Origin of the sequence: Nitrospirillum bahiense (assembly GCF_007828025.1) — a bacterium.
GTDB lineage: Bacteria > Pseudomonadota > Alphaproteobacteria > Azospirillales > Azospirillaceae > Nitrospirillum > Nitrospirillum amazonense.
The window spans coordinates 135,421-159,076 of the sequence record NZ_VITO01000015.1; the positions used below are offsets into that span (position 1 = coordinate 135,421).

At 68.2% G+C, this 23,656-nt stretch carries 18 protein-coding genes; 10 read left to right on the plus strand and 8 right to left on the minus strand.

Annotated elements, in window-relative coordinates; all coding sequences use genetic code 11:
- Nucleotides 1-2: 2 nt before the first annotated feature.
- From FBZ88_RS20755 to FBZ88_RS20770, 4 genes are read left to right on the plus strand one after another with little or no spacing between them, the layout of a single operon-like run.
- Nucleotides 3-3,164, plus strand: a complete 3,162-nt coding sequence (locus tag FBZ88_RS20755; RefSeq protein ID WP_145619050.1) for an efflux RND transporter permease subunit — start codon at nucleotides 3-5, stop codon at nucleotides 3,162-3,164.
- The gene (locus FBZ88_RS20760; protein ID WP_145619051.1) at nucleotides 3,164-4,585 is read left to right on the plus strand and encodes an efflux transporter outer membrane subunit; all 1,422 of its coding nucleotides are present in this window, start codon (nucleotides 3,164-3,166) and stop codon (nucleotides 4,583-4,585) included. The genes FBZ88_RS20755 and FBZ88_RS20760 overlap by 1 nt, the downstream gene beginning before the upstream one ends.
- A 15-nt stretch (nucleotides 4,586-4,600) precedes the next feature.
- Nucleotides 4,601-5,290 carry a response regulator gene (locus FBZ88_RS20765; RefSeq protein ID WP_088873541.1) on the plus strand — a complete coding sequence of 230 codons (690 nt, stop codon included), beginning with the start codon at nucleotides 4,601-4,603 and terminating at the stop codon, nucleotides 5,288-5,290.
- A gap of 1 nt (nucleotide 5,291) precedes the next feature.
- The gene (locus FBZ88_RS20770; protein WP_145619052.1) at nucleotides 5,292-6,368 is read left to right on the plus strand and encodes an ATP-binding protein; all 1,077 of its coding nucleotides are present in this window, start codon (nucleotides 5,292-5,294) and stop codon (nucleotides 6,366-6,368) included.
- On the opposite strand, the gene FBZ88_RS20775 is transcribed toward FBZ88_RS20770, so the two are convergent.
- Both FBZ88_RS20775 and FBZ88_RS20780 read right to left on the minus strand, forming a co-directional pair.
- On the minus strand, nucleotides 6,358-7,305 hold the full coding sequence (locus FBZ88_RS20775) for a LysR family transcriptional regulator (protein WP_088873539.1): 948 nt from the start codon (nucleotides 7,303-7,305) through the stop codon (nucleotides 6,358-6,360). The two genes, FBZ88_RS20770 and FBZ88_RS20775, sit on opposite strands and share 11 nt — an antisense overlap.
- A gap of 126 nt (nucleotides 7,306-7,431) precedes the next feature.
- Nucleotides 7,432-8,370 (minus strand): LysR family transcriptional regulator, encoded by a 939-nt coding sequence (locus FBZ88_RS20780; protein WP_145619053.1) that lies wholly within the window; start codon nucleotides 8,368-8,370, stop codon nucleotides 7,432-7,434.
- 200 nt (nucleotides 8,371-8,570) lie between these two features.
- Here FBZ88_RS20780 and FBZ88_RS20785 point away from each other — a divergent pair, with 200 nt between their 5' ends.
- From FBZ88_RS20785 to alkB, 4 genes are all read left to right on the plus strand, one after another.
- Nucleotides 8,571-9,680 (plus strand): S-(hydroxymethyl)glutathione dehydrogenase/class III alcohol dehydrogenase, encoded by a 1,110-nt coding sequence (locus FBZ88_RS20785; RefSeq protein WP_145619054.1) that lies wholly within the window; start codon nucleotides 8,571-8,573, stop codon nucleotides 9,678-9,680.
- Between the two features lie 66 nt (nucleotides 9,681-9,746).
- Nucleotides 9,747-10,589: an S-formylglutathione hydrolase gene (fghA, locus tag FBZ88_RS20790; protein ID WP_145619055.1), complete on the plus strand. Its 843-nt coding sequence runs from the start codon at nucleotides 9,747-9,749 to the stop codon at nucleotides 10,587-10,589.
- A 155-nt stretch (nucleotides 10,590-10,744) separates the two neighbouring features.
- Nucleotides 10,745-11,494, plus strand: a complete 750-nt coding sequence (locus FBZ88_RS20795) for a DUF72 domain-containing protein (protein WP_186464524.1) — start codon at nucleotides 10,745-10,747, stop codon at nucleotides 11,492-11,494.
- A 6-nt stretch (nucleotides 11,495-11,500) separates the two neighbouring features.
- Nucleotides 11,501-12,148 carry a DNA oxidative demethylase AlkB gene (gene alkB, locus FBZ88_RS20800; RefSeq protein WP_145619057.1) on the plus strand — a complete coding sequence of 216 codons (648 nt, stop codon included), beginning with the start codon at nucleotides 11,501-11,503 and terminating at the stop codon, nucleotides 12,146-12,148.
- A 10-nt stretch (nucleotides 12,149-12,158) separates the two neighbouring features.
- Here the strand turns inward: alkB and FBZ88_RS20805 are convergent, their stop codons facing one another.
- On the minus strand, nucleotides 12,159-12,779 hold the full coding sequence (locus tag FBZ88_RS20805; RefSeq protein WP_088873533.1) for a TetR/AcrR family transcriptional regulator: 621 nt from the start codon (nucleotides 12,777-12,779) through the stop codon (nucleotides 12,159-12,161).
- 365 nt (nucleotides 12,780-13,144) lie between these two features.
- Between FBZ88_RS20805 and FBZ88_RS20810 the strand changes: the two genes are divergently transcribed.
- Together FBZ88_RS20810 and FBZ88_RS20815 are read left to right on the plus strand one after the other, a co-directional pair.
- Entirely contained in the window at nucleotides 13,145-14,110 is a 966-nt protein-coding gene (locus tag FBZ88_RS20810) for an NAD-dependent epimerase/dehydratase family protein (protein WP_145619058.1), read from the plus strand.
- A 431-nt stretch (nucleotides 14,111-14,541) separates the two neighbouring features.
- Entirely contained in the window at nucleotides 14,542-17,187 is a 2,646-nt protein-coding gene (locus FBZ88_RS20815) for a TonB-dependent receptor (protein WP_145619059.1), read from the plus strand.
- Nucleotides 17,188-17,310: 123 nt separating this feature from the next.
- Here the strand turns inward: FBZ88_RS20815 and FBZ88_RS20820 are convergent, their stop codons facing one another.
- The 5 genes from FBZ88_RS20820 to FBZ88_RS20840 form a co-directional block, all read right to left on the minus strand.
- Nucleotides 17,311-17,637, minus strand: a complete 327-nt coding sequence (locus tag FBZ88_RS20820) for a type II toxin-antitoxin system PemK/MazF family toxin (RefSeq protein ID WP_145619060.1) — start codon at nucleotides 17,635-17,637, stop codon at nucleotides 17,311-17,313.
- Nucleotides 17,624-17,848, minus strand: coding sequence for an antitoxin MazE-like protein (locus FBZ88_RS20825; RefSeq protein ID WP_211102742.1), 225 nt, complete (start codon nucleotides 17,846-17,848; stop codon nucleotides 17,624-17,626). Before FBZ88_RS20825 ends, FBZ88_RS20820 begins: the two co-directional genes overlap by 14 nt.
- A gap of 90 nt (nucleotides 17,849-17,938) precedes the next feature.
- Entirely contained in the window at nucleotides 17,939-20,293 is a 2,355-nt protein-coding gene (locus tag FBZ88_RS20830) for a glycoside hydrolase family 2 TIM barrel-domain containing protein (protein ID WP_145619061.1), read from the minus strand.
- Nucleotides 20,293-21,675 carry a glycoside hydrolase family 53 protein gene (locus FBZ88_RS20835; protein ID WP_211102743.1) on the minus strand — a complete coding sequence of 461 codons (1,383 nt, stop codon included), beginning with the start codon at nucleotides 21,673-21,675 and terminating at the stop codon, nucleotides 20,293-20,295. Before FBZ88_RS20835 ends, FBZ88_RS20830 begins: the two co-directional genes overlap by 1 nt.
- A gap of 213 nt (nucleotides 21,676-21,888) precedes the next feature.
- Nucleotides 21,889-23,607 (minus strand): alpha-keto acid decarboxylase family protein, encoded by a 1,719-nt coding sequence (locus tag FBZ88_RS20840; protein ID WP_145619062.1) that lies wholly within the window; start codon nucleotides 23,605-23,607, stop codon nucleotides 21,889-21,891.
- Nucleotides 23,608-23,656 lie beyond the last annotated feature (49 nt).

Below are 23,656 nucleotides of genomic sequence, written 5' to 3' on the forward strand. Positions count from 1 at the left end.
CCATGTTCGCACGCTACTTCATCGACCGGCCCATCTTCGCCTGGGTCATCGCCATCGTCATCATGCTGTTCGGCGTGCTGGCCATCTTCACCCTGCCGATCTCGCAATATCCCGACATCGCGCCGCCGTCGGTCTCCATCAGCGCCTCCTACCCCGGCGCGTCGGCCGAGGCGGTGGAAAGCAGCGTGGTGCAGGTGCTGGAACAGCAGCTGACCGGCATCGATCACCTGCTGTACTTCAGTTCCAGCAGCAGCTCCAACGGCAGCGCCAGCATCAGCGTCACGTTCGAGCAGGGCACCAACCCCGACGTGGCCCAGGTGCAGGTGCAGAACAAGGTGTCCCAGGCCACCAGCCGCCTGCCCACCCAGGTGCAGCAGCAGGGCATCACCGTCGCCAAGGCGCAGACCGACTTCCTGATGGTGGTCGCCGTCTATGACGAGACGGACAAGGCCAGCAGCGCCGACGTGGCCGACTTCCTGGTCAGCAACCTGCAGGACCCGCTGAGCCGCGTGAACGGCGTGGGCACCACCCGCGTCTTCGGCTCGCAGTACGCCATGCGCATCTGGCTGGACCCGCACAAGCTGCACAGCTACGGCCTGATGCCGTCGGACATCGAAAGCGCCATCCAGGCGCAGAACACCCAGGTGACGGCGGGCGAGATCGGTGCCCGCCCTTCCGCCGATACCCAGCAGCTGAACGCCACCGTCACCGCCATGTCGCGGCTGCAGACGCCGGACCAGTTCCGCAAGATCATCGTCAAGACGCTGACCAACGGCGCCACCGTGCACCTCAGCGACGTGGCGCGGGTGGAACTGGGCAACGAGGATTACAGCGTCAGCACCCGACTGAACGGCCACCCGGCTTCGGGCATGGCCCTGCAGCTGGCCTCCGGCGCCAACGCCATGAAGACCGCCGCCGCCGTGAAGGCCAAGGTGGAGGCCATGGCCCACAACTTCCCCGCCGGCTACAAGATCGCCTATCCCCGCGACAGCACCGCCTTCGTGAAGCTGTCCATCCACGAGGTGATCAAGACCCTGATCGAGGCCATCATCCTGGTGGTCATCGTGATGTTCGTCTTCCTGCAGAGCTGGCGCGCCGTGCTGGTCCCGGCCATTGCCGTGCCCGTGGTGCTGCTGGGCACCTTCGGCGTGCTGTCGGCGGCGGGCTATTCCATCAATACCCTGACCCTGTTCGCCATGGTGCTGGCCATCGGCCTGCTGGTGGACGACGCCATCGTCGTGGTGGAAAACGTCGAGCGCATCATGCGCGAAGACAAGCTGTCGGCCTATGAGGCCACGGCGAAATCCATGACCGAGATCACCGGCGCCCTGGTGGGCATCGCCATGGTGCTGTCGGCCGTGTTCCTGCCCATGGCCTTCTTCGGCGGGTCCGTCGGCGTGATCTACCGCCAGTTCTCCATCACCATCGTGTCGGCCATGGCGCTGTCGGTGGTGGTGGCCCTGGTGCTGTCGCCCGCCCTCTGCGCCACGCTGCTGAAGGCCAACGGCCATGCCCATACCAAGGGGCTGGCCGGCTGGTTCAACCGCAATTTCGACCGGGGGCAGGAGGGCTACGCCCGCCGCCTGGGCGGCATCGTCGGCCGGCCCGTGCTGTTCATGCTGACCTATGGTGTCATCGTCGGCGCCATGGCCCTGCTGTTCGTGCGCCTGCCCACCAGTTTCCTGCCCGATGAGGATCAGGGCAGCGTCATGGTGCAGTACACCCTGCCGGTGGGGGCGACATACGCCCGCACCGACCAGGTGTCCCGCGCCATCGAGAAGTACTTCCTGGAGAATGAGAGCGGCACGGTCCGCGCCCTGTTCACCGTGGCGGGCTTCAGCTTCGCGGGCTCGGGCCAGAACGCCGGCATGGCCTTCCTGGCGCTGAAGGACTGGAGCCTACGGCCGGGGCCGGAAAACCGGGCCCAGGCCATCGCCGCCCGGGCGACGAAAAGCCTGTCGAGCATCCGCGACGCCCAGATCTTCTCCCTGATCCCGCCGTCCATCCAGGGCCTGGGCCAGTCCAACGGCTTCGACATGTGGCTGCAGGACAATGGCACCCTGGGCCATGCCGGCCTGATGGGCGCCCGCAACCAGCTGCTGGGCCTGGCGGCGCAGGAAAGGACCCTGCAGGCCGTCCGCCCCAACGGCCTGGATGACACGCCACAGCTGAAGATCGACATCGACCATGCCAAGGCGACCGCGCTGGGCCTGTCCATCGGCGATATCACCAGCACCCTCAGCGGTGCCTGGGGTGCCAACTACGTCAACGACTTCATCGACCGCGGCCGCGTGAAGCGCGTCTATGTCCAGGGCGACGCGCCCTACCGCTCGGCGCCCGAGGATCTGGGGGCCTGGTACGTCATGGGGTCCGGCGGCACCATGGCGCCCTTCACCGCCTTCGCCCAGGCGCGCTGGGAAATGGGCCCGCCGCAGCTGCAGCGCTTCAACGGCCTGGCCGCCCTGGAAATCCAGGGGGCCGCCGCCGGTGAGACCAGCTCCGGCGATGCCATGAACACCATGGAAAAGCTGGCGGCCCAGCTGCCGCCGGGCACCAGCCTGTCGTGGACCGGCCTGTCCTACCAGGAACGGCTGTCCAGCGGCCAGGCGCCCATGCTGTACGCCCTGTCCATCCTGGTGGTCTTCCTCTGCCTGGCCGCCCTGTATGAAAGCTGGTCCATCCCGGTGTCGGTGCTGCTGGTCATCCCGCTGGGCGTCCTGGGCGCCGTCACGGCGGCCACCCTGCGCGGCCTCAGCAACGACATCTATTTCCAGGTGGGCCTGCTGACCACCATCGGCCTGTCCGCCAAGAACGCCATCCTGATCGTGGAGTTCGCGGAGGCGGCGGAGAAGCGCGGCGTGCCCACGGTGCAAGCCGCCATCGAGGGCGCGCGCCTGCGCCTGCGGCCCATCCTGATGACCTCCCTGGCCTTCGTGGCCGGTGTGCTGCCGCTGGCCCTGGCCACGGGGGCGGGGGCGGGCAGCCAGAACGACATCGGCACCGGCGTGGTCGGTGGCGTCATTTCCGCGACCGTCCTGGCCATCTTCTTCGTGCCCCTGTTCTACGTCCTGGTGCGCAAGCTGTTCGGCGGCGACCTGGCCGGCAAGCACGGCGCCGCTCCCAGGAAAGACCAGACCGACGACCTGCATTCGGAGGGCGTGTGATGACGCAGCCGTTCTTGCGCACCACCACTTCCCTTCTGGCGCTCGGCCTGCTGGCCGGCTGCATCTCGCTGGATCCGGACTACCAGCGTCCCGCGGCCCCGGTGCCGGCCGCCTGGCCGCAGGGGGCCGCCTATGCCCAGCCGGCCTCTGCCCCACCGGCCTCTGCCGCCACGCCGGCGGCGGAGACGGGCTGGCAGGACTTCTTCGTCGACGCCGACCTGCGCGCCGTCGTCGGCCAGGCGCTGGACAACAACCGCGACCTGCGGGTGGCGGTGCAGAACGTGCTGGCCGCCCGGGCCAAGTATCAGGTGCAGGAAGCGGCGCAGCTGCCGACGGTGAACGCCTCGGCCAGCGGCGGCTACAGCCGCACCGGCGCCGGGTCCAACCGGCAGGAGACCAAGTCCCTGTCCGCCGCCGTCGGTGTCAGCGCCTTCGAGGCCGACCTGTTCGGCCGCGTCGCCAGCCTGACGCGGGCGGACCTTGAAACCTACCTGGCGCAGGAGGAGACGGCGCGGGCCACCCGCATCAGTCTGATTTCCGAGGTCGCCACCGCCTATATCACCTACGCCGCCGACAAGAGCCTGCTGCGCATTGCGCAGGAGACGATGGAAAGCGCCCAGCATTCCGCCGACGTGACGCGCAAGCGCCTCAGCAACGGCGTCGCCACCCGGCTGGACGCGGCGGAGGCCGACACCATCTATCAGACGGCGCGGGCCGACGTCGCCAATTACACCACCCTGGTGGCGCAGGACCTGAACGCGCTGGAGACGCTGACCGGCGGGCCGGTGGACCCCGCCCATCTGCCGGATGGCATCGAGGGCCGCACCTTCACCCTGGCGGCGCTGCCGGCGGGGATGAGCACCGACGTGCTGCTGAACCGGCCGGACGTGCTGTCGGCGGAACACAGCCTGAAGTCGGCCAACGCCAACATCGGGGCCGCGCGCGCGGCCTTCTTCCCCACCGTCAGCCTGACGACGGCGGCCGGCTTCGCCAGCAAGGCCTTCGGCAACCTGTTCCAGGCCCAGTCGCAGTCGCTGAGCTTCACGCCCTCGGTCTCGGTGCCCATCTTCGACAATGGCGCCAACCAGGCCAACCTGGACTATGCCAAGGCCACGCAGCAGGCGGCGGTGGCGACATATGAGAAGACCATCCAGACCGCGTTCAAGGAGGTGGCGAACGCCCTGGCCCGCCGCGGCACCATCGCCGAGCAGCTGGACGCCCAGCAGGCCAAGGTGCGTAGCGCCCAGACCAGCTACGACTTGTCGCAGGCCCGTTACAAGCAGGGGGCGGACAGCTATCTGAACGCCCTGGATGCCCAGCGCACGCTCTATTCCGCGCAGCAGACCCTGGTGTCAGTGCAACTGACCGACGCCGGCAACCTGGTCACGCTGTACCAGGTGCTGGGCGGCGGGGTGAAATAGGAAGGGACGGGGATCATGAGCTCCCTGGTGCTGATTGCCGAGGACGAGCCGGAGATCGCCAGCATCCTCCAGGGCTATCTGGAGCGGGAAGGCCTGCGCACCGTCACCGCCATCAACGGCCAGGTGGCGCTGGACCTGCACCGCGCCCTTCCGCCCGACCTGGTCATCCTGGATGTGAAGATGCCCAGGGTGGATGGGTACGAGGTGCTGGCCGAGCTGCGCCGGCGCGGCGACACCCCGGTCATCATGGTGACGGCGCTGAGCGAGGATCTGGACAAGCTGCAGGCCCTGCGCATCGGCGCCGACGACTACATCGTGAAGCCCTTCAACCCGCTGGAGGTGGTGGCGCGGGTCAAAGCCGTCCTGCGCCGCACCCGTTCCACTGAAGGGCAGACCCTGCTGCGCCTGGGCGGGCTGGAACTGGACCTGACCGCCCACATGGCGGTCGTGACCACGGCGGGGAAGCGCAACCGGCTGGACCTGACGCTGACGGAATTCCGCATCCTGGCCCACATGATGCGGGCACCCACCCGCGCCTTCACCCGGGGGGAACTGATCGACGCCTGCCTGCCCGAGGGCGACACGCTGGAACGCACCATCGACAGCCACGCCAGCAACATCCGGCGCAAGCTGCAGGCCGCCGGCGCCGGCGGCTTCATGGAAGGGGTGCGCGGCGTGGGCTATCGCCTGGGACCGGCCGTCTAAGATGTGGCGCTTCCGGCGCATCACCGGCCTGAACCGGCAACTGGTCCTGTCCATGGCCGCGGTCACCGGCCTGGCCCTGGTCATCATGACCGTGGGCCTCACCATCTTCTTCACCGTCATGTTCCGCCTGTGGCCGGACCTGTTCCACCACCCGCCCGGGATCTGGCAGCATGTCATGGACTGGTCGGTCACGGCGCTGCTGGGCATGGTGGGCGTCGCCATGGCGGCGCGGGCCGCGGTGCGCTTCGCCCGCCGGCTGATCGCCCCGCTGGACGCGGTGGCCGGGGCCGCCAAGCGCATCGCCGGCGGCGACCTGACGGCCCGCGCCCAGGTGGACGAGAGCGGATTCCGTGAGACCAAGCAGCTGGTGCAGGACTTCAACGCCATGGCGGCGCAGCTGGAGCGCGCCGCCATCGAGATGCGCACCTGGAACGTGGCCATCGCGCATGAGCTGCGCACGCCCCTGACCATCCTGCGCGGCCGCCTGCAGGGCTACGCCGACGGCGTGTTCACCCCGGACATGGAAGCCTTCCGCGGCCTGGTGGGGCAGGTGGACCTGCTGACCCGCATTGTCGATGACCTCAAGCTGCTGACCCTGGCGCAGAGCGGCCGGCTGGAGCTGCGGCGCGATCAGGTGGACGTGGCGGCGGAGGCGGCGGCCGTGGTGGCCCTGGTGGGCCCCACCTGTGCCGCTGCTGGCCTGGTGATCGAAACCAACCTGGCGCCGCTGGAGGTGTCGGCCGATGGTGCCCGCGTCCGCCAGGCCCTGCTGGCCTTGCTGGAGAACGCCCGCCGCTACGCCGCCCCTGGCCGGGTGCGGGTGGAGACGAAAGCCGAGGCGGGCAGCGTCGTGTTGCGCGTGGCCGACGAGGGGCCGGGCCTGCCGCCGGGCATGGAGGCCCACGCCTTCGACCCCTTCTGGCGCGCCGACGATTCCCGCGCCCGCATCAGCGGCGGCACCGGCCTGGGCCTGGCCGTCGTCCAGGCCATCGCCCGTGCCCATGGCGGCGACGTGCGCGCCGAACCGGTCACGCCCCAGGGCGTGGCGTTCGAGATCAGGCTGCCGCTCAAGCCGTGACGGTGTCGCGCGCCGGCCGGTTGGCCACCCCCCAGCACGGATCGGCCTTCAGTTCCGCCGACAGGAAATCAAGGAAGGCGCGCAGCTTGGCGGCGGCGTGGCGGCCGGCGGGGTAGACGGCCTGGATGGCCGGGGCGGGGGAGTGGTATTGCGGCAGCAGGCCCTTGAGGCGGCCGGTCGCCAGGTCATCGCAGATGTCCCAGATGGATTTCAGCACGATGCCGGACCCGGCCAAGGCCGCGGCGTGGCCGACCTCGCCATCATTTGTCTGGATCAGGGGGCGGATTTCCACCGCGACCGGTTCGCCCAGCGCCTCGCGGCAGTCGAAGCGCCAGGTGGACATGGGCGGGTCGCCCATGACGATGCAATGGTGGTGCAGCAGGTCCTGCGGCGTCGCCGGCTCACCATGTTGGGCGATGTAGCCGGGGGCGGCGCAGGGGATGCGGTAGTTGGGCGCTAGCCAGCGCACCATCAGGGTGCTGTCGGGCAGGGCCGCCTGGCGGATGGCGACGTCGATGCCGGCCTCCACCAGATCCACCACCGTGTCGGTCACCAGCACCTGCACCCGCACGTCGGGATACTGGGCATGGAAGCGGGGCAGGCGGGGGGCGATGTGGCGGCGGGCGAAGGCGGCCGTGGCCGTCACCCGCAGCAGGCCGGTGGCAGCGCGGCGGCGGCTGGCCACCAGATCCTGCGCCTCTTCCAGGTCGGCGACGATGCGCACGCAGCGCTCATGGAATTCCAACCCTTCATCCGTCAGGCTGAAGCGCCGGGTGGTGCGGTTGGCCAGGCGCACGCCCAGCCGCTCCTCCAGCCGGGCCAGGCGCTTGGACACCACCGCCAGCGACAGGTCCAGCTCCCGCGCCGCCGCCGACAGGCTGCCGGTGGCGACCACGCGGATGAAGATGGTGATGTCGGTCAGGTTCTCGATCAGCATGGGGCGTCCGGGACCGGAAGGGGAACCCCGGTCGCCCGGGCCCCCTTTCATAGCGCGAGACCGCCCGACTTAGAACGGCCAGGTGGCCTGCGCACCCCGGCATGGACCCGTATGGCCGGGCTGCATTCAGGCATTTCCATAGCGATGCGAGGTGCTGCCATCGCGGCCGGCATTGGGCGATGTCGCGGCCGGCGCATCCTCCAGCCGCGTGCGCAGATACTCGATCAGCAGGCTGACTTTGGGCGACAGGTGGCGGCGGTGCGGATAGACCGCCCACACCCCCTCGTCCGGCGGACGCAGATGGTCCAGCAGGGGCACCAGCCGCCCCTCCGCCAGGTGGGCTGCGACATAGAAGTCCGGCAACTGGCAGATGCCCAGTCCCTGCAGGGCGGCGTCGACCACGGCGAAGCCGCTGTTGCAGCGCCAGTTGCCCTGGGGACGGATATCCACGTCCCTGCCGTCGACGCTGAACTGCCAGACCTCCGTCGTGCCCACCAGGCAATGGTGGCGGGCCAGATCCTCCAGGCTGTGCGGCGTGCCGTGGCGGTCGATGTAACCGGGGGCCGCGCACAGGTGGCGGGTGCGCGAGGCGAGGCGTGTCGCGATCAGGCGGCTGTCGTGCAGGCTGCCGGTGCGCACCGCCAGGTCGAAGCCTTCACCCACCAAATCTACCACGCGGTTGCTGAGGTCTATGGTCACCGCCAGCTGTGGATGGCTGGCGGCGAAGCGGTTGACCAGGGGGACGATGTAGCGCTCCCCATAAGCGATGGAGCAGGTGAGCCGCAGATGGCCCTTGGGCGCGCCATCCTGTTCGCTGACGGCGGCGTACATGTCCTCGCGCTCATCCACCAGGCGGCGGCAGCGCTCCAGGAAGGTGCTGCCAGCGTCGGTCAGGCTGACGTGCCGGGTGGTGCGGTACAGCAGGCGCACCTGCAAGCGATCCTCCAGCCGTGCCACCGCCCGGCTGACGTGGGAGGTGGAGATGCCCAGCCGCTGGGCCGCGCGTGAGAAACTTTCCGTTTCGCCCACGGCGATGAACTCGTCGATGCCGTCCCAGCGTGCCATCGCAAAGGCGCCCTCGGATTATTGCCTGTCAGCAACAATGATTTGCCGAGTGGCGGCGGGCATTGCCAGGAAAATCGATACTATAGTCGCGCGGACGGGGGCGCCCACCTTGGCGTAAGGTGGCGGCTCACGGGCCGGTTTCCCTTACTCTGGAGGGGAAGGCGCCGGCATCAATCCTGCACCAGATAGGAAACGCACCCATGAAGACCCGTGCCGCCGTCGCGTTCGAGGCGAAGAAGCCCCTGGAGATCGTGGAAGTGGACCTGGAGGGCCCGAAGACGGGTGAGGTCCTGGTCGAGATCATGGCCACAGGCATCTGCCACACCGACGCCTACACGCTGGACGGCCTGGACAGCGAAGGCCTGTTCCCGTCCATCCTGGGCCATGAGGGCGCCGGCATCGTGCGCGAGGTGGGGCCGGGCGTCACCAGCGTGAAGCCGGGCGACCACGTCATCCCGCTGTACACGCCGGAATGCCGCCAGTGCAAATCCTGCCTTTCCGGCAAGACCAACCTGTGCACCGCCATCCGCGCGACCCAGGGCAAGGGCCTGATGCCCGACGGCACCAGCCGCTTCAGCTACAAGGGCCAGCCCATTTTCCACTACATGGGCTGTTCCACCTTCTCCAACTTCACGGTGCTGCCGGAAATCGCCCTGGCCAAGATCCGGGACGATGCGCCCTTCAACACCTCCTGCTACATCGGCTGCGGTGTCACCACCGGCGTGGGCGCCGTGGTGAAGACGGCGAAGGTGGAACCGGGCGCCAACGTTGTCGTCTTCGGCCTGGGCGGCATCGGCCTGAACGTCATCCAGGGCGCCAGGATGGTGGGCGCCGACAAGATCGTCGGCGTCGACATCAATGACAGCAAGGAGGAATGGGGCCGCCGCTTCGGCATGACCCATTTCGTGAACCCGAAGAAGGTTGAGGGCGACATCGTCCAGCACCTGGTGGCCCTGACCGACGGCGGCGCCGACTATACCTTCGACTGCACGGGCAACACCCTGGTGATGCGCCAGGCGCTGGAAGCCTGCCACCGCGGCTGGGGCGTGTCCGTGGTCATCGGCGTGGCCGAGGCCGGCAAGGAAATCTCCACCCGTCCCTTCCAGCTGGTGACGGGCCGCGTGTGGAAGGGCTCCGCCTTCGGCGGCGCCAAGGGCCGCACCGACGTGCCCAAGATCGTCGACTGGTACATGAACGGCAAGATCCAGATCGACCCCATGATCACCCATACCCTGAGCCTGGACGAGATCAACAAGGGTTTTGATCTCATGCACGCTGGCGAAAGCATCCGCTCGGTGGTGGTGTATTGATTTGATCCGCCGTCAGGACCGGGCGCGGCCGCCGCGCCCGGTCTTCCTATGTCTGGAGGCCCCCTCATGACCCTTGAGACCGTATCCACCAGCCGCAGCCATGGCGGGACCCAGGGCGTCTACCGCCATGCCTCGGCCGAGACCGGCACGCCCATGGTGTTCAGCGTCTTCCTGCCGCCGCAGGCGGAGAAGGGTGCCAAGCTGCCCGTGGTCTGGTACCTGTCGGGCCTGACCTGCACCCACGCCAACGTGACCGACAAGGGCGAGTTCCGCCAGGCGGCGGCCGAGCTGGGCCTGATCGTCGTCTGCCCCGACACCAGCCCGCGGGGCGAGGGGGTGGCCGACGATGCCGCCTGGGACATGGGCCAGGGCGCGGGTTTCTACGTCGACGCCACCCAGGCGCCGTGGACGCCGCATTTCCGCATGTGGTCCTACGTCACCAAGGAATTGCCGGAGGTGGTGGCCGCCAACTTCCCCGTGGATATGGACCGCCAGGGGATCACCGGCCATTCCATGGGCGGGCACGGTGCCCTGACCGTGGCCTTGCGCCATCCGGGCCGTTTCAAGTCCGTCTCCGCCTTCGCGCCCATCGTGGCGCCCACCCAGGTACCCTGGGGGCAGAAGGCGCTGCCCGGCTACCTGGGTGACGACCCGGCCGCCTGGCGCCACCACGACACCGTGGCGTTGATCCAGGATGGGGCGCGGCTGCCCGACCTGCTGGTGGACCAGGGCACGGCCGACAGCTTCCTGGAAAACCAGCTGCGGCCAGAGCTGCTGCGCCAGGCCTGCGCCGATGCCGGCATCCCCCTGACCCTGCGGCTGCAGGACGGCTACGACCATTCCTACTTCTTCATCTCCACCTTCATGCGCGACCATCTGGAATGGCACGCGGAACGGCTGAAGGCCTGAAGGCGTTCTTCCTTCCGTCACCGTTGACGTTTCCCGGGCGTGCCCCACCTATGGCGGGGCCGCCCGTTTCCGTGTTGGGAAACGGGGGGACGGACGATGCGCGGCGCGCTATGCGACGCGCTTGCGACCTGGGCGATTGGCGAGGGGAGGAAGCGATGGCGAAGCAGGGCCGTATCCGGGTGGGCATCGGCGGCTGGACGTACGAGCCCTGGCGGGGCACCTTCTACCCCGATGGCCTGACCCAGAAGCGGGAGCTGGAATACGCCAGCCGCAAGCTCAGCTCCATCGAGATCAACGGCACCTACTACGGCTCGCAGAAGCCCGAGAGCTTCGCCAAGTGGCATGACGAGACGCCTGACGATTTCGTCTTCTCCCTCAAGGGCCCGCGCTTCACCACCAACCGCCGCGTGCTGGCGGAGGCGGCGGAGTCGGTGCAGCGCTTCATCGACAGCGGCGTGCTGGAACTGAAGGACAAGCTGGGGCCCATCAACTGGCAGTTCATGCCCACCAAGAAGTTCGATCCCGACGATTTCGGCGCCTTCCTGGCGGCCCTGCCGGCCGAGGCGGGCGGGCGGTCCCTGCGTCACGCGGTGGAGGTGCGGCATGACAGCTTCCGCGATCCGGAGTTCGCGGAGCTGGCCCGCAAGCACGGCGTCGCCGTGATCCACGCGGCCGACAGCGAGTATCCGGAGATCGAGGTCGACACCGCCCCCTTCACCTACGCCCGCATCATGGGCACGACGGAGGGGGAGGAGAAAGGCTACAGCGAGGCTGCCCTGGACGCCTGGGCCAAGAAGGCCAAGGACTGGGCATCGGGCGGCAAGGATGTCTATCTCTACGTCATCAGCGGCCACAAGGTGCGCAACCCCGTCGCCGCCATGGCCCTCATCGAGCGCTTGGGATAAGTAGTGATGGATTTGCTGGCCGGGCTGGAGCCACCCCCGCCGGCCCGGGAGGAGATCGGCCCGGGGGCCGTGCTGCTGCGCGGCTGGGCGCTGCCCCGTGTCGAGGATCTGCTGGTGGCCCTGGCGCAGGTCACGGCCGCCGCCCCCTTCCGTCGCATGGTGACGCCCGGCGGGTTCGAGATGTCGGTGGCCATGACCAACTGCGGGCCCGCCGGTTGGGTCACCGACCGGTCCGGCTATCGCTACGCGTCCCAAGACCCGCTGACCGGCCTGCCGTGGCCGCCCCTGCCGGGGACCGTGCGCGACTTGGCGCGCGCGGCCGCGGCGGAGGCCGGCTACGCCGGGTTCGATCCCGACGCTTGCCTGATCAACCAGTACGAACCCGGCGCGCGCCTGACCCTGCACCAGGACCGGGATGAGCGGGACAAGGGCCACCCCATCGTGTCGCTGTCCCTGGGCCTACCGGCGACCTTCCAGTTCGGCGGGCTGAAGCGCACCGACCCGGTGCGCCGCGTGGCCCTGGCCCATGGCGATGTCGTGGTGTGGGGCGGGCCATCGCGCCTGTTCCATCACGGCGTCCTGCCGCTGAAGGATGGCGTGCACCCGCTGCTGGGCGCGCGGCGCATCAACCTGACGCTGCGCCGCGCGTTCTGAGGCGTGCGGCCTACTCGGCCTGGGGCTCGGGCAATGTCGCGCAGCCGAACAGCACGGCGCGGCACATGGCGCGGTAGCGGGCCGTCAGGTGCTCGGCGGGGAAGGGCGGCAGGCTCTGGTTCACGGCGCGGCCGCCGTCGGCGAGCGCCTGCGCCGCCATGGCATGGGTGAATTCCGGCGACAGGCGCAGCAGTCCGTCCTGCTCCAATTCCCGCAGCAGCTTTTCCAGCTGCGCCTGGAAATTGATCGCGGCCTCGATCATCTGCTCGCGGCCGCGTTTGAACGCCTCCGCGTTCAGGTCGATGATGTGGGGGGACTTGGACAGGACGCGGCGGGTATAGCCGTACCGCACGTCCATGATCTCGGTGATGATATCCAGCGCGCTGCCGCCGGCCTGGCGCACGCGGGCGCCGGCCTCCATCCCCGCCTGGATCAGGGCTGCGTTCTCATGCCGCATGGTGGCTTTGAACGCGTCCTCCTTGTTGCTGAAATAGTGGTACAGGGCCCGGCGGGTGAAGCCGCAGGCCTCCGCCAGGTCCACCATGGTGAGGTCGCTGTAACCATAGGTGAGGAAGGCCTGTTGCACCCGTTTCATCAGGTCGTTGCCGGGTTTCAGTGTTTTTTCGGCCATCTGGTCAGCTAAGTCCGCGTCTCATCCCGGAAGGGGGCCCATTACTAGAGGTGCGCGCAGCGTAACGCACCCGGGCAGAGGCATTAACACTTTTTGTAGTGTCAGGGGCTCACCTTTATATTTTGTCGCGCGGCACTTTCGTGTGCCGCTTAGTTCGGCCGCGACACCATGCCGGCCGCCGTTAAAGGCGCCTCCTCCGGCGCGGCATCCCGTTATCTCCGGTCGCATTGGCCGGCGGGTGGCGAGGGGGTGTTCGGGCGACCCTTCGGTGCCGTCGATACCACGCCTCCACCCTATCGTTTATGGGATGGGGTGCTGCGCAGCTATCGTGGCCGGCGAGAGAGCCAGACAACAGCGGGAACGTCATGAAGATCATTCTGACCGGCGCCGGCGGCTTCGTCGGCCGGCATCTGGCCCGGCGCCTGCTGGCGCGGGGCCCGAATGGGGGGTGGATGGATGGGGGGAGGGTGGAACAGCTGGTGCTGGCCGACCTGGAACCGCCGGCGTTTGACGACATCCGTGTCAGGCGGGTGACGGGCGACCTGTCGGACGCGGCGGTGCGCGCCCGGCTGGTGGCGGACGGCGCCGATATGCTGTTCCACCTGGCCGCCCTGCCCGGCGGGGCGGCGGCCCGCGATCCCGCCCTGTCGCGCAAGGTGAACCTGGACGGCACGCTGGACCTGATCGAGGCGATGGCCGCCGCGCACGGGGGCCGGACGTCCCCGCCGCGCGTGATCTACACCAGCACCATCGCCGTGCTGGGCCACCCCATGCCCGCGCTTGTGGATGACGCCACCCCCTTGCGGCCGGCCATGACCTATGGCGCGCACAAGCTGATGGTGGAGGTGGCGCTGGCCGACTATCGCCGCCAGGGCCTGGTCGATCCCGTGGCCATCCGCCTGTCCGGCATCTTGGCCCGCCCGGGCGGCGCCACCGGCCTGAAGTCCGCCTTCATGAGCGACGTGTTCCATGCCCTGGCGGCCGGGCGGCCCTACATCTGCCCGGTGTCGCCGGCCGCCACCCTCTGGGCCATGTCGCTGGACCGCTGCGTTGACAACCTGCTGCACGCCGCCAGCGTCGACAGCGCGCTCATGCCCGCCGGTGGCGCCGTCACCCTGCCGGCCCTGTGCGTCTCCATGGGGGAACTCATCGCGGCGATCGCCTGCCGTTTGGGGGCTGACGCCAGCCTGGTCACCCACGTTCCCGACGGGACGCTGGAGGCGGCGTTCGGCGCCCACCCGCCATTGCTGACGCCGGCCGCCGAGGCTGCGGGCTTCCGCCATGACGGTACCCTGGACGCCCTGGTGGAGTCCGCGCTGGCGACCCTGTGAAGCCACAGAGCCAGGTCCCGGCCAGCCGGCCGTCGTCGCATTGATCGTACGCTCCGGCTCCCCCTGGCCCCGCCGCGCAGGGGCTGCGGGCGCCGACGCCCTTTGCCCGAAATCATCCGTTTCGCCGGCAGGATTGACCCGCCGCCCGGAAGGGGCTTGCGCGGGCGTCTCCTTGCCTCGGCGCGGGCCGTACAAGCGTACAGCGCCGTAGAGTGCTTTTTCTGTAACGGAGCGCTTGACGGCGAATAAGACGATTAATATGATAAAAATATCAAGTGACGGGATCGTCCCTCCGGCCACATCCGCATCCCGCACGGCGGACGCGGCGGCCCTGGGAACGATGCCGTGGCTGACGGACGGTGGAAAATCACCGTCCATAAAAGGCGGGCCGCCCAAGCGGTCCCGCCACAAGAAACACGAAGGGGAGGGACATGCGTAAGCACGCCCAGAAAGTCTATTTCCGTCCGATTACCGCCCGCTTGGCCACCGCCCGCATCCGGGGGGGCGTCAGCGCGCTCGCCTTATGCGCCGTGGCCGCCGCCTTCGCCGGCTCCGCCCACGCGCAAAGCGCCGCCTCGTCCCCCAGTGGGGCCAACGACGATCTGCAGGAGATCGTCGTCACCGGCCTGCGCGCCAGCTTGCGCGACGCCCTGGACCAGAAGCGCAACACCGACGTGGTCTCGGAAGCCATCTCCGCCAAGGACATCGGCCAGCTGCCCGACGTGACCATCGCCGAGGCGCTGGTGCGCCTGCCCGGCCTGAACGGCACCCGCGACCGCGGCAATGAAAGCCAGGCGGTCATCCGCGGCCTGGGGCCGCGCCTGGCCTTCGGCACCGTGGACGGCCGCGAGGTGGCCTCCAGCGAGCCCGACCGCAACATCCGGTACGAGCAGTACCCATCCGAACTGCTGACCGGTGTGCAGGTCTACAAGGCGCAGTCGGCCGACCTGATCGCCGGCGGCATCGCCGGCACCGTCAATCTGCAGACCATCCAGCCGCTGGACTATACCGGGCCGCAATTCGTCGGCCGCTTCGGCGCCGTCTACTACGGTGCCGCCGCCGACCTGCCCAGCTACAGCCCCGTGGGCTATCGCGGCAGCGCCACCTATGTCGGCAAGATCAACGACAAGGTCGCCTTCGCGCTGGGCGGCACGGTGCAGCAGCAGAAGAACGGCTACGCCTCCATCCAGGGCTGGGGCTACAACGCCGGCGCCGACGCGGGCGACCTGAACGGCGACGGCGTCAAGGATCCCACCCCCTGGGGCGCCCAGACCGAGGTGACGCGCATCGACGAACTGCGCAAGGGCGCGCTGGGCGTCATCCAGATGCGGCCCACCGACAACCTGGAAATCAAGGTCGACGCCTTCTACTCCCAGTTCCACATCGTGGAGAACCAGAACCAGCAATGGTTCCAGAACTGGGGCAATTGGGACGGCACCGGCACCTGGTACAAGAGTTACACGCTGCAGAACGGCGACGTGGCCGCCGGCACCGTCGGCTACAACTACCTGCGCAACGTCATCGCCCGCTACGACCAGAAGAACTCGGTCTTCAACACCGGCACCAACGTCAAGTGGACGGCCGACAAGTGGACCGTCACGGGTGACGTCTCCTACAGCTACGCCAACCGCGACAACGTCTGGAACGCGCTGTACATCGACAGCACCAATCCGGTGGACAGCACCTTCGACTTTCGCGACGGCGTGACGCCCACCCTGTCCGTCGTCGGCAACCCGCTGGCCAACAGCAACCTGTCCGTGGCCCAGGGCAACAATACCGGCCCCGACCACCTGCGTGACAGCCTGGGCGCCGGCCGCCTGGACGTGACGCGGGACCTGGACAGCAGCGTGCTGAAGGCCTTCGACTTCGGCCTGCGCATCGCCGACCGCACCAAGTGGTACAGTGCCTACAACTGGACGCAGACCCCGACCAGCACCACCATCCCGTCCAGCATGCTTAGCACCTTCACCGTGCCGGGCTATACCATGCCGGCCCTGCTGGACGGCGATTTCGACAGCCTGGTCAACAAGACCCTGGGCGGGCTGAACCCCAGCCTGGCGACGGAAGACCTGTCGCAGAAGTGGCATGTGAACGAGAAGACGCAGGAGGGCTACGCCAAGCTGCGCTATGACACCGACCTGTTCGGCGTGCCGGTCAGCGGCAACGTCGGCGTGCGCGTCATCCACGTGGACACCGACAGCAGCGCCTTCCAGTCCGTCAACGGCGGCCCCTATACCCCGGTCAGCGTCGGCAACAGCTATACCGAGCCGCTGCCCAGCCTGAACATGAACTTCCAGGTGGCGCCGGACCAGACCCTGCGCCTGGGCTTGTCGCAGGCCATCAGCCGCCCGCCGCTGGATGAGCTGCGCGCCAGCCGCAGCCTGGATACCACCGGCAACACCCCCACGGGCAGCGGCGGCAATCCCAAGCTGCAGCCCTACAAGGCCAAGCAGATCGACCTGTCCTATGAGTGGTATTTCCGGCCGGAGGCGCTGGTCGCCGTCGCCGGCTACTACAAGTACCTGGACAGCAACGTCGGCTACAAGACCGCCGTCCAGGACATCAACGGCGTTCCCTATCAGATGATCAGCCCGTTCAACGGCAGCGGCGGCTTCATCCGGGGTGCCGAGTTCACCTTCCAGACGCCGTTCTTCTTCCTGCCGGAACCGTTGCAGAACTTCGGCATCTATTCCAACTACGCCTATGTGAACAGCAACGTTCACGAATACGCGCCGGTGAACAATCCGCTGGCGGCCAACGGCCTGGCCCGGCACACGGCGACGGTGGACCTGTGGTACAACCACGCTGGCGTCGAAGCCCGCCTGGGCTACAAGTACCACAGCCGCTTCACCACCATTTACGGCTGGGACGCGACGCAGCTGACGACGCTGGAGGCGGAAAGCACGCTGGACTTCAGCGCCGCCTACCAGCTGAACGACAACATCGGCTTCCGCTTCCAGGTCAATAACCTGACGAACGAGCCGCTGCGCCTCTACTTCGACAACATGCCGGACCGTCTGGCCCGCTATGAGAAGTATGGCCAGCGCTACTCCTTCGACGTGACGTTCAAGTACTGAGTATCTGTTGTTCGTAGTGAGTGTATTTTCCTAGTTCTTACTTCTCTCTACTCCTCCCGGCCGTGGCGCACCATCGCCCCGGCCCTTTTTTTCATGCGCGGTGGGGAGGGCCGAGGGGCGATCTCAGTCGGAGAGGCCAATCACAAAGGCCAAAGCGGCCGTGACCTTGGCCATCTGGTCAGCGGAAAGCCGGCCGATGATAGCGCCCACCCGGTCCCGGCGAACGGTGACCGGCTTGTCCGCCATCACCTGCGACGGCGCGCGCAATCCGTTTTCCGCTGACGGTTCTATCATCACCCGGAAGTCGGCCTCGACCAGGCTGGTTGTGAACTGGACCAGCACGAGGGATTCAGTGTCATGGGGAAGGGCGTCGGTTTGGATGACCAGGGCGGGACGCGGTTTGCCGTAATCGCCGTTTGCGGCGACGGTCACGACGTCACCGCGCCGCATCGTCCAGATCTTCGTTGTCGAATTCGCTTACCGCTTCCACCCAATCCATCGCCGCTTGTTCGTCAGCGCGGTCCAGGTGGGCGACCTGGGCCGCGATGCGGGCCCGTACAGTTGTGGAGCGTGCGTCGGGAATGAAGATGCGCACCTCGCGCAGTCCGAGGGCCTTGCGCCGTTCCCGGAATGCCCGCACCCGTGCCGCCGTCTCAGCCATCGAACCCTCCTGGGAAACCCCCTAGGCGTTACGCGTAACAACGTAACGCGTAACGCCTAGGGGGACAAGGGCGTGGTGGGAGATCTCACGTCAGCGGACGGGCAGGCTGACCGCCCGCAATCCGGCGCCGTCCGCCGTGACGTTGGCGCCGTCGAGGTTGTCGCCCACGCGGATGAGGAAGCTGGCGGTACCGGCTTCCGTGGGCACGTGGTCGGGGCTCATCAGCATCAGATCGCCAGCAAGGCCCAGGTGAATGTCGGTGCCGGTGGTGGGGACGGGGGTGCCGTCGGCATCGACCAGGCGGGCACGGACGAACAGCACGTCGTTATGGCCGGCGGCGGGGGCGACGCCTTGGGTGTCCAGCGACAGTTCCAGATGATGGGCGGCGCCGGGCGTGTGCACCTGCTGGCGGGCGACTGCCCGATCATTGATGTAGGCCACGGCCTCAAGCGTTCCGGATTCGAAATGATCGAGATGAAAGGTGAAGGGCGGGTGGCGCAAATGGGTGGACAGGCGGTCCTTGTCCGGTGTCTGGTGGGCGATCAGCCGGCCGTTCAGGCGTAGCTCGACGGCCTCGGCATTGCTGAACACCCGCACCGCCGGGCCGCTGTCCGGTGTCCAGCGGGTCGCGATGTGGACCATGGCGCCGGCGCCATCGGGCTGGGCGTCGCGCTGGCTCATGAAGAAGTAGGCGGCCGGCTTGGGCAGGCGGTCTATGCTGTAGACGCCGGAGGTTTCCAGATCCGGGGCATAGCCGCGGTTGTAGTCGAACATGCCCCAATAGCCGTCGCCCACAGCGGTCAGGCCTAGGTTGTCGTTGTGCGCCTCCTGCACGTTGGTCGCCTGTTGCAGCAGGCCCTTTTCCGGGCCGCCCAGCTCTTGCCGGCTGCTGCGTTCCTGGGGCAGCAGGTCGCCCCACTGGCCCTGCTGGAAGCCGGCGTTCATGGCGTAATACTCCCAATCGCCGTATTCGGAGACGATCAGGGGCTTGTCGGGGGCGGGGGGCGGCGCCTCTTTTTTGCCGGCCTCGGGCAGGCGATGCTGGCGGGCCTGGAGGTAGACGTCGTAGGCGCGCGGCATCCAGCCGGCGGAGTAGACGCCGGGGCCGGGCAGTTCCTCATGCACCGTGGCATGCAGCGCGTCCACCAACGCATCCGCCATGGGGGATTCGTTCAGGGAGCATTCCCAGGCCAGGACGCTGGCATGGTTGCGGTCGCGGCGGATCATGTCGCGGCAGGTCTGCACCACCTGGGCGGCGAAGGCGGGGTCCTGCGGCGCGTACTGCCAGCCGGGGATGCCGTCCAGCACCAGCAGCCCCACCTCGTCCGCCGCGTCCATGAAGGCCGGGTCCTGGGGATAGTGTGAGAGGCGCACATAATCGAACCCGGCGGCCTTGATCAGGCGCGCCTCCCTCCGGCTGGCCTCCGGCGACAGGGCATAGCCGACATAGGGGTATTCCTGGTGGCGGTTGACGCCGCGCAGGAAGGTCTTGCGCCCGTTCAGCCACAGCCCGTCTTTCGTCATGACGATGCTGCGTAGGCCAATGCGGGTGCGGCGGCTGTCCACCACCTTGCCGCCCGCCATCACCGCCGTCTCCAACTCGTAAAGCGCCGGGTCGTCCAGGGACCAGAGGCGGGGCTGGGCCACCGACAGATCCTGGGGCAGGGACAGGGCGGCGCTGGCCGCCAGGTCCAGGACCGTGCTGGCTGTCACCGCCGCCGTCTTGCCGTCGCGCAGCAGACGCTGGGTGACGATGAAGCGCCGGGCCGTCGCGGCGTCGTTGCGCACCTCCGTCGTCACGGTCAGGTCGGCGCGGGCGCTGTCGACATGGGTTTGCCGCACGACGATGCCGCCGCCGGCCACGTGGCCGGCCAGCATCTCATCCGTGATGTGCAGTGGCGCGCGCACACTGAGGGTGGCGCCGCGATAAAGGCCGCCATAGGTGTTGAAGTCCAGATCCTTCAGCGACTTCGGCCCCGTCACCGCGTTGTCGCGGTTGTCCAGGTGCACGACCACCTCATTCTCCCCTTCCGCCTTCAACCCGTCCGTCAGATCCAGGGTGAACGGTAGGAAGCCGCCCAGGTGGGTGGTCAGGTGACGGCCGTTCAGCCAGACGTCGGCCACGTTCATGGCGGCCTCGAAGCGCAGGGTCACCCGCTGGCCCTTCCAGGCCGGATCGCTGCGGAAGCGTTTCACATAGAAGGCGTCGCCCTGCCATTGCGGCCGGCCCGCCGACTGGATGATCCGCGCCTCCAGGTGCGCGGTGTGGGGCAGGCGCACGGTTTCCCACGTCCAGTCCGCCGGGGGCAGGGCCTCATGCCCCAGGGCGGGGCCGCTTTCCACCCGATGGAATTGCCAGCCGTCGTTGAAGGAGATGTCGGTGGCCAAGGCGGAGACGGTGCTGGCCAACAGGGCGGCCAGGCCCAGGAGGGGGGTCTTCAACATCAGCGGCCGGCTTTCGCGGTAAGGGTCGTGGCGGTGGTGACGGTGCGGGCGACGACGCCGTCCTTCGTGGCCCGCAGCAAGGGATGCCCAAACCCCGGCCCGTCGAACAGCTGATAGCGCATGGTGGTGCCCGGCATCACGGTGGTGTGGATCTCCACTTGGCCATCCTTGGCCTTTACCGGGAAGCTGCCGGCGCCGTTGTCCAGGAAATCCGCCCAGAAATAGGGTGCGGTGCCGGCCGGCACGGTCAGGCGGAAGGTCACGGGCACGGGCGCGGCATAGTGGGCGCCGACATAGTCCCAGCCGGGCAATGCCGCGTGCTGGGCGCCGTAGCCGAACAGGGCGGCATTGCCCCAGGTGGTGCCCTCGCCCCAGCGGGTGCGGCACTTCGTGGCCACCCAATCCGGTGCCCAATAGACCATGCCGATGCCGCCGTTGGCGATGACGGTCCGGGTGACGTCCAGCAGATAGGCCCGCTGTCCCGCCGGCGTAGCGGGATAGGCGGGGTCCAGGCTGTCGTCCCCCAGCACGCTGGGCGAGGCGCTGCTGGGCTCCAGCGTCCAGGGATAAGCGGTTTCCACGAGCAGCACGTGTTTGTCGAAGCGGGTGGCCATGCGGTTGACGGTGCGGCCCATGACCGTGATCGGCTGGCGCGACCATTTGCGGTAATAGCTGAGGCCGATGATGTCGAAGTCGGTGACGCCGGCGGCCTCGGCATCGGCGAACCAGGCCTCCAGGTTTTCCGGCTGGGCCACGTGCAGCATGATCTGGATGGGGTGGCCGGTGGCGGCGGCCGCCTCCCGCACCGCCCGGATGCCGGCGTTCGCCAGGGCGGCGTTGCGGGCCCAGCGGATGGGCTTCCCCTCCGTCTTCGGTGCCCGCAGAATGTCGCCGTTGGTCTCGTTGCCCACCTGCACCATGTCAGGCGTCAAGCCCTCCGCCGCCAGGGCCGCCAGCGTGTCGCGGGTGAAATCGTGCACGGCCTGCACCAGCCGCCCTTGGTCCAGGCCCTCCCACGCTTTCGGGATGGGCTGGTTGTCGCCGTCGGCCCAGTCGTCGGAATAATGGAAGTCCAGCAGCACCTGCAGACCGGCCTCGCGCGCCAGGCGTATGCTCCGCTTCACGTCGGCCAGGGTGCTGTACCGGGTCCAGTCCGGGTTGTTCCAGAGGCGGATGCGGACCAGGTTGCCGCCGTGCCGGCGCAGAATCTGGAAGGGATTGGCGGCTTGCCCGTCGTCGGTGTAGACGGCACCGCAATCGGCCATTTCATTGGCAAAGGACAGGTCGGCCCCCAGATAGGGCGCCTCGGCCAAGGCGGACGATGACGACAGGAGGATGGCCAGGACGGCCGGCACCATCGGGCGGAACAGATGCAGGGACAAGGCGACCTCACTTCCGGGCCAGGGCGGGCGCCCCGGAACCCCCCTCCCAGGGGGTGTTCGTTCTTTTATGGCCCGCGCGACGTCGGGCGTCTCATCCACCGAGACGCTTTTTTATCATATAAATAAGATCGCGGTGTCAACCACCCAGGAGCGGACGTGAAAACGGGGCGGACATCGCTGCCCGCCCCGCTTCCTTTTCCACGGCAGGACCTGTCACTGTCCCGGGCTGGGCGGGGTGTTGGTGGCCAGGCGCAGGATTTCCGAGGGGATGTCGCGTTCCGGCAGCACCACCTGCACCAGCCAGACATGGTCCCGGTCCTCCTTCACCTCCGCCAGCACCGTTTCCAGATGCTCCAGCGTGGCGACGCGGGCGGCCTTGGCGCCCAGGGCGCGGGCGAATTCCGCGTATTCCCACTTCGGGATCTTGTTGTAGGCGTTGAAGGGCTGGTCCTCGGTATATGTCGCGGAATTGGTCAGGGCCTGCTCGATGCCATAAATGGCGTTTTCCATGATGAAGACGACCGGGTTGCGGCCGTAGTGCGCCATGCTGGAAATGGTCTGCGCCACCATCTGGAAGCCGCCGTCGCCGGCGAACACCACGGGTCGGGCGGCGGGATCGGCCACCGACAGGCCAAAGCCCGCTGCCGAGGCATAGCCGATGGCCCCCCAGGCCGCCTGGCTGACGAAGCCGTTGGCACGGTTCACCGGGATGTTGCAGCTGACATACATGCTGCTGCTTTCATCCGGAACCAGGGTCATGTCGGCCTCCACCCATGTCTCCATGCGCTTGAAGAAGCGGGCATAGGTGACAAGGTCGGGCGGGAAGGGCCTGTAATCCGGGTCGATGGTGGCGGAGCCTTTGGTCGCCCAGGGCTGGCGCGCCGGCTGGTCCTTCAGGGCGGCGGCCAGCGCCGCCAGGAATTCGGCCAGCGGCACGTCGCTGTAGGTGGCGGCGCCAATGCGCACGGCGTTGTCATAGGCCACGATCATGGTGGTGAAATCGGCCTGGACGATGCCCTCGTAATCATCGGTGATCAGGTCGCCCGTCACCACCAGCAGGTCGGAGTCCGCCACCGTCTGGTAGGTGGTGTAGTCCGACGACGGCCCGGTATAGGTCCCGACGAAGCCCACCGTCGTCTCGGCCAGCACGCTCTTGGCCAGCAGGCTGGTGATGTAGGGCAGCCCGGTCTGGACGCGTAAGGCCCGGAAGGCGTCCTGCAGGCCATAGCGCTGCAGTTCCACCCCGGCCCAGAACAGGGGCTTGGTGGCGGCGGTGATGCGGGCGGCCGCGTGGGCCGCCGCCTGGGTGACGGCGGTCTGGCTGCAGGGCGGCTTGGGCACGGCCAGGGCCCCCTGGGGCCGGGCGCACTCGGCGTCCCACAGGTTGCGCCACAGTTCCAGGTAGATCGGCCGCTTGTAGGCCAGCGCCAAGCCCAGCGCGCGGTCGATCTCCGCCGGGGCGTGGGCCGCGTCGCGGATGATCTCCGCCGCCACGGTGATGTGCTGATAGGCGTCGCGGTCGGCGCGGTAGTTGCCGGTGGCGTGGTGCAGCAGGATCTTGTAGGTGCGGGCGAAGGGGCGGTCGGTCGCGGCGGTGCCGGGGCTGCCGGAGATGGCCACCACCGGCAGCCGCTCCACATACGACCCCGCCACCGGGTTGACCAGGGAAAAGGCGCCCACGCCATAGGTGACGGCGGCGCAGCCGATGCCGCGCAGGCGGGCATAGGCGTCGGCGGCGTAGCCCGCCTCCAGCTCCGACCGGCAGCCCAGGCGGGTCAGGGGCGTGTCCGGGTTGCGGGCCGGGTCGTCGATATAGTCGAACCATCGGGCGACATAGTCGCCAGGCACGGTGAACACGTCGCGCAGGCCCGCCTCGTACAGGCGCTGGATCAGGTAGTCGCTGACGGTGAAATGATCGGGCAAGGGGTTCATGGGACGACACCCTCCTGATATGGAACGGGGCGCCACGGGCGCGCGCCCA

Bases quoted from the DNA above. Each gene is read 5' to 3' on its own strand.
- FBZ88_RS20785 (WP_145619054.1), top strand. From the start codon at position 8,571: ATGAAGACCCGTGCCGCCGTCGCGTTCGAGGCGAAGAAGCCCCTGGAG.
- FBZ88_RS20755 (WP_145619050.1), top strand. From the start codon at position 3: ATGTTCGCACGCTACTTCATCGACCGGCCCATCTTCGCCTGGGTCATC.
- fghA (WP_145619055.1), top strand. From the start codon at position 9,747: ATGACCCTTGAGACCGTATCCACCAGCCGCAGCCATGGCGGGACCCAG.
- FBZ88_RS20810 (WP_145619058.1), top strand. From the start codon at position 13,145: ATGAAGATCATTCTGACCGGCGCCGGCGGCTTCGTCGGCCGGCATCTG.
- FBZ88_RS20840 (WP_145619062.1), bottom strand. From the start codon at position 23,607: ATGAACCCCTTGCCCGATCATTTCACCGTCAGCGACTACCTGATCCAG.
- FBZ88_RS20770 (WP_145619052.1), top strand. From the start codon at position 5,292: ATGTGGCGCTTCCGGCGCATCACCGGCCTGAACCGGCAACTGGTCCTG.
- FBZ88_RS20760 (WP_145619051.1), top strand. From the start codon at position 3,164: ATGACGCAGCCGTTCTTGCGCACCACCACTTCCCTTCTGGCGCTCGGC.
- FBZ88_RS20830 (WP_145619061.1), bottom strand. From the start codon at position 20,293: ATGTTGAAGACCCCCCTCCTGGGCCTGGCCGCCCTGTTGGCCAGCACC.
- FBZ88_RS20805 (WP_088873533.1), bottom strand. From the start codon at position 12,779: ATGGCCGAAAAAACACTGAAACCCGGCAACGACCTGATGAAACGGGTG.
- FBZ88_RS20815 (WP_145619059.1), top strand. From the start codon at position 14,542: ATGCGTAAGCACGCCCAGAAAGTCTATTTCCGTCCGATTACCGCCCGC.
- FBZ88_RS20765 (WP_088873541.1), top strand. From the start codon at position 4,601: ATGAGCTCCCTGGTGCTGATTGCCGAGGACGAGCCGGAGATCGCCAGC.
- FBZ88_RS20825 (WP_211102742.1), bottom strand. From the start codon at position 17,848: ATGGCTGAGACGGCGGCACGGGTGCGGGCATTCCGGGAACGGCGCAAG.
- FBZ88_RS20795 (WP_186464524.1), top strand. From the start codon at position 10,745: ATGGCGAAGCAGGGCCGTATCCGGGTGGGCATCGGCGGCTGGACGTAC.
- FBZ88_RS20775 (WP_088873539.1), bottom strand. From the start codon at position 7,305: ATGCTGATCGAGAACCTGACCGACATCACCATCTTCATCCGCGTGGTC.
- FBZ88_RS20820 (WP_145619060.1), bottom strand. From the start codon at position 17,637: ATGCGGCGCGGTGACGTCGTGACCGTCGCCGCAAACGGCGATTACGGC.
- alkB (WP_145619057.1), top strand. From the start codon at position 11,501: ATGGATTTGCTGGCCGGGCTGGAGCCACCCCCGCCGGCCCGGGAGGAG.
- FBZ88_RS20780 (WP_145619053.1), bottom strand. From the start codon at position 8,370: ATGGCACGCTGGGACGGCATCGACGAGTTCATCGCCGTGGGCGAAACG.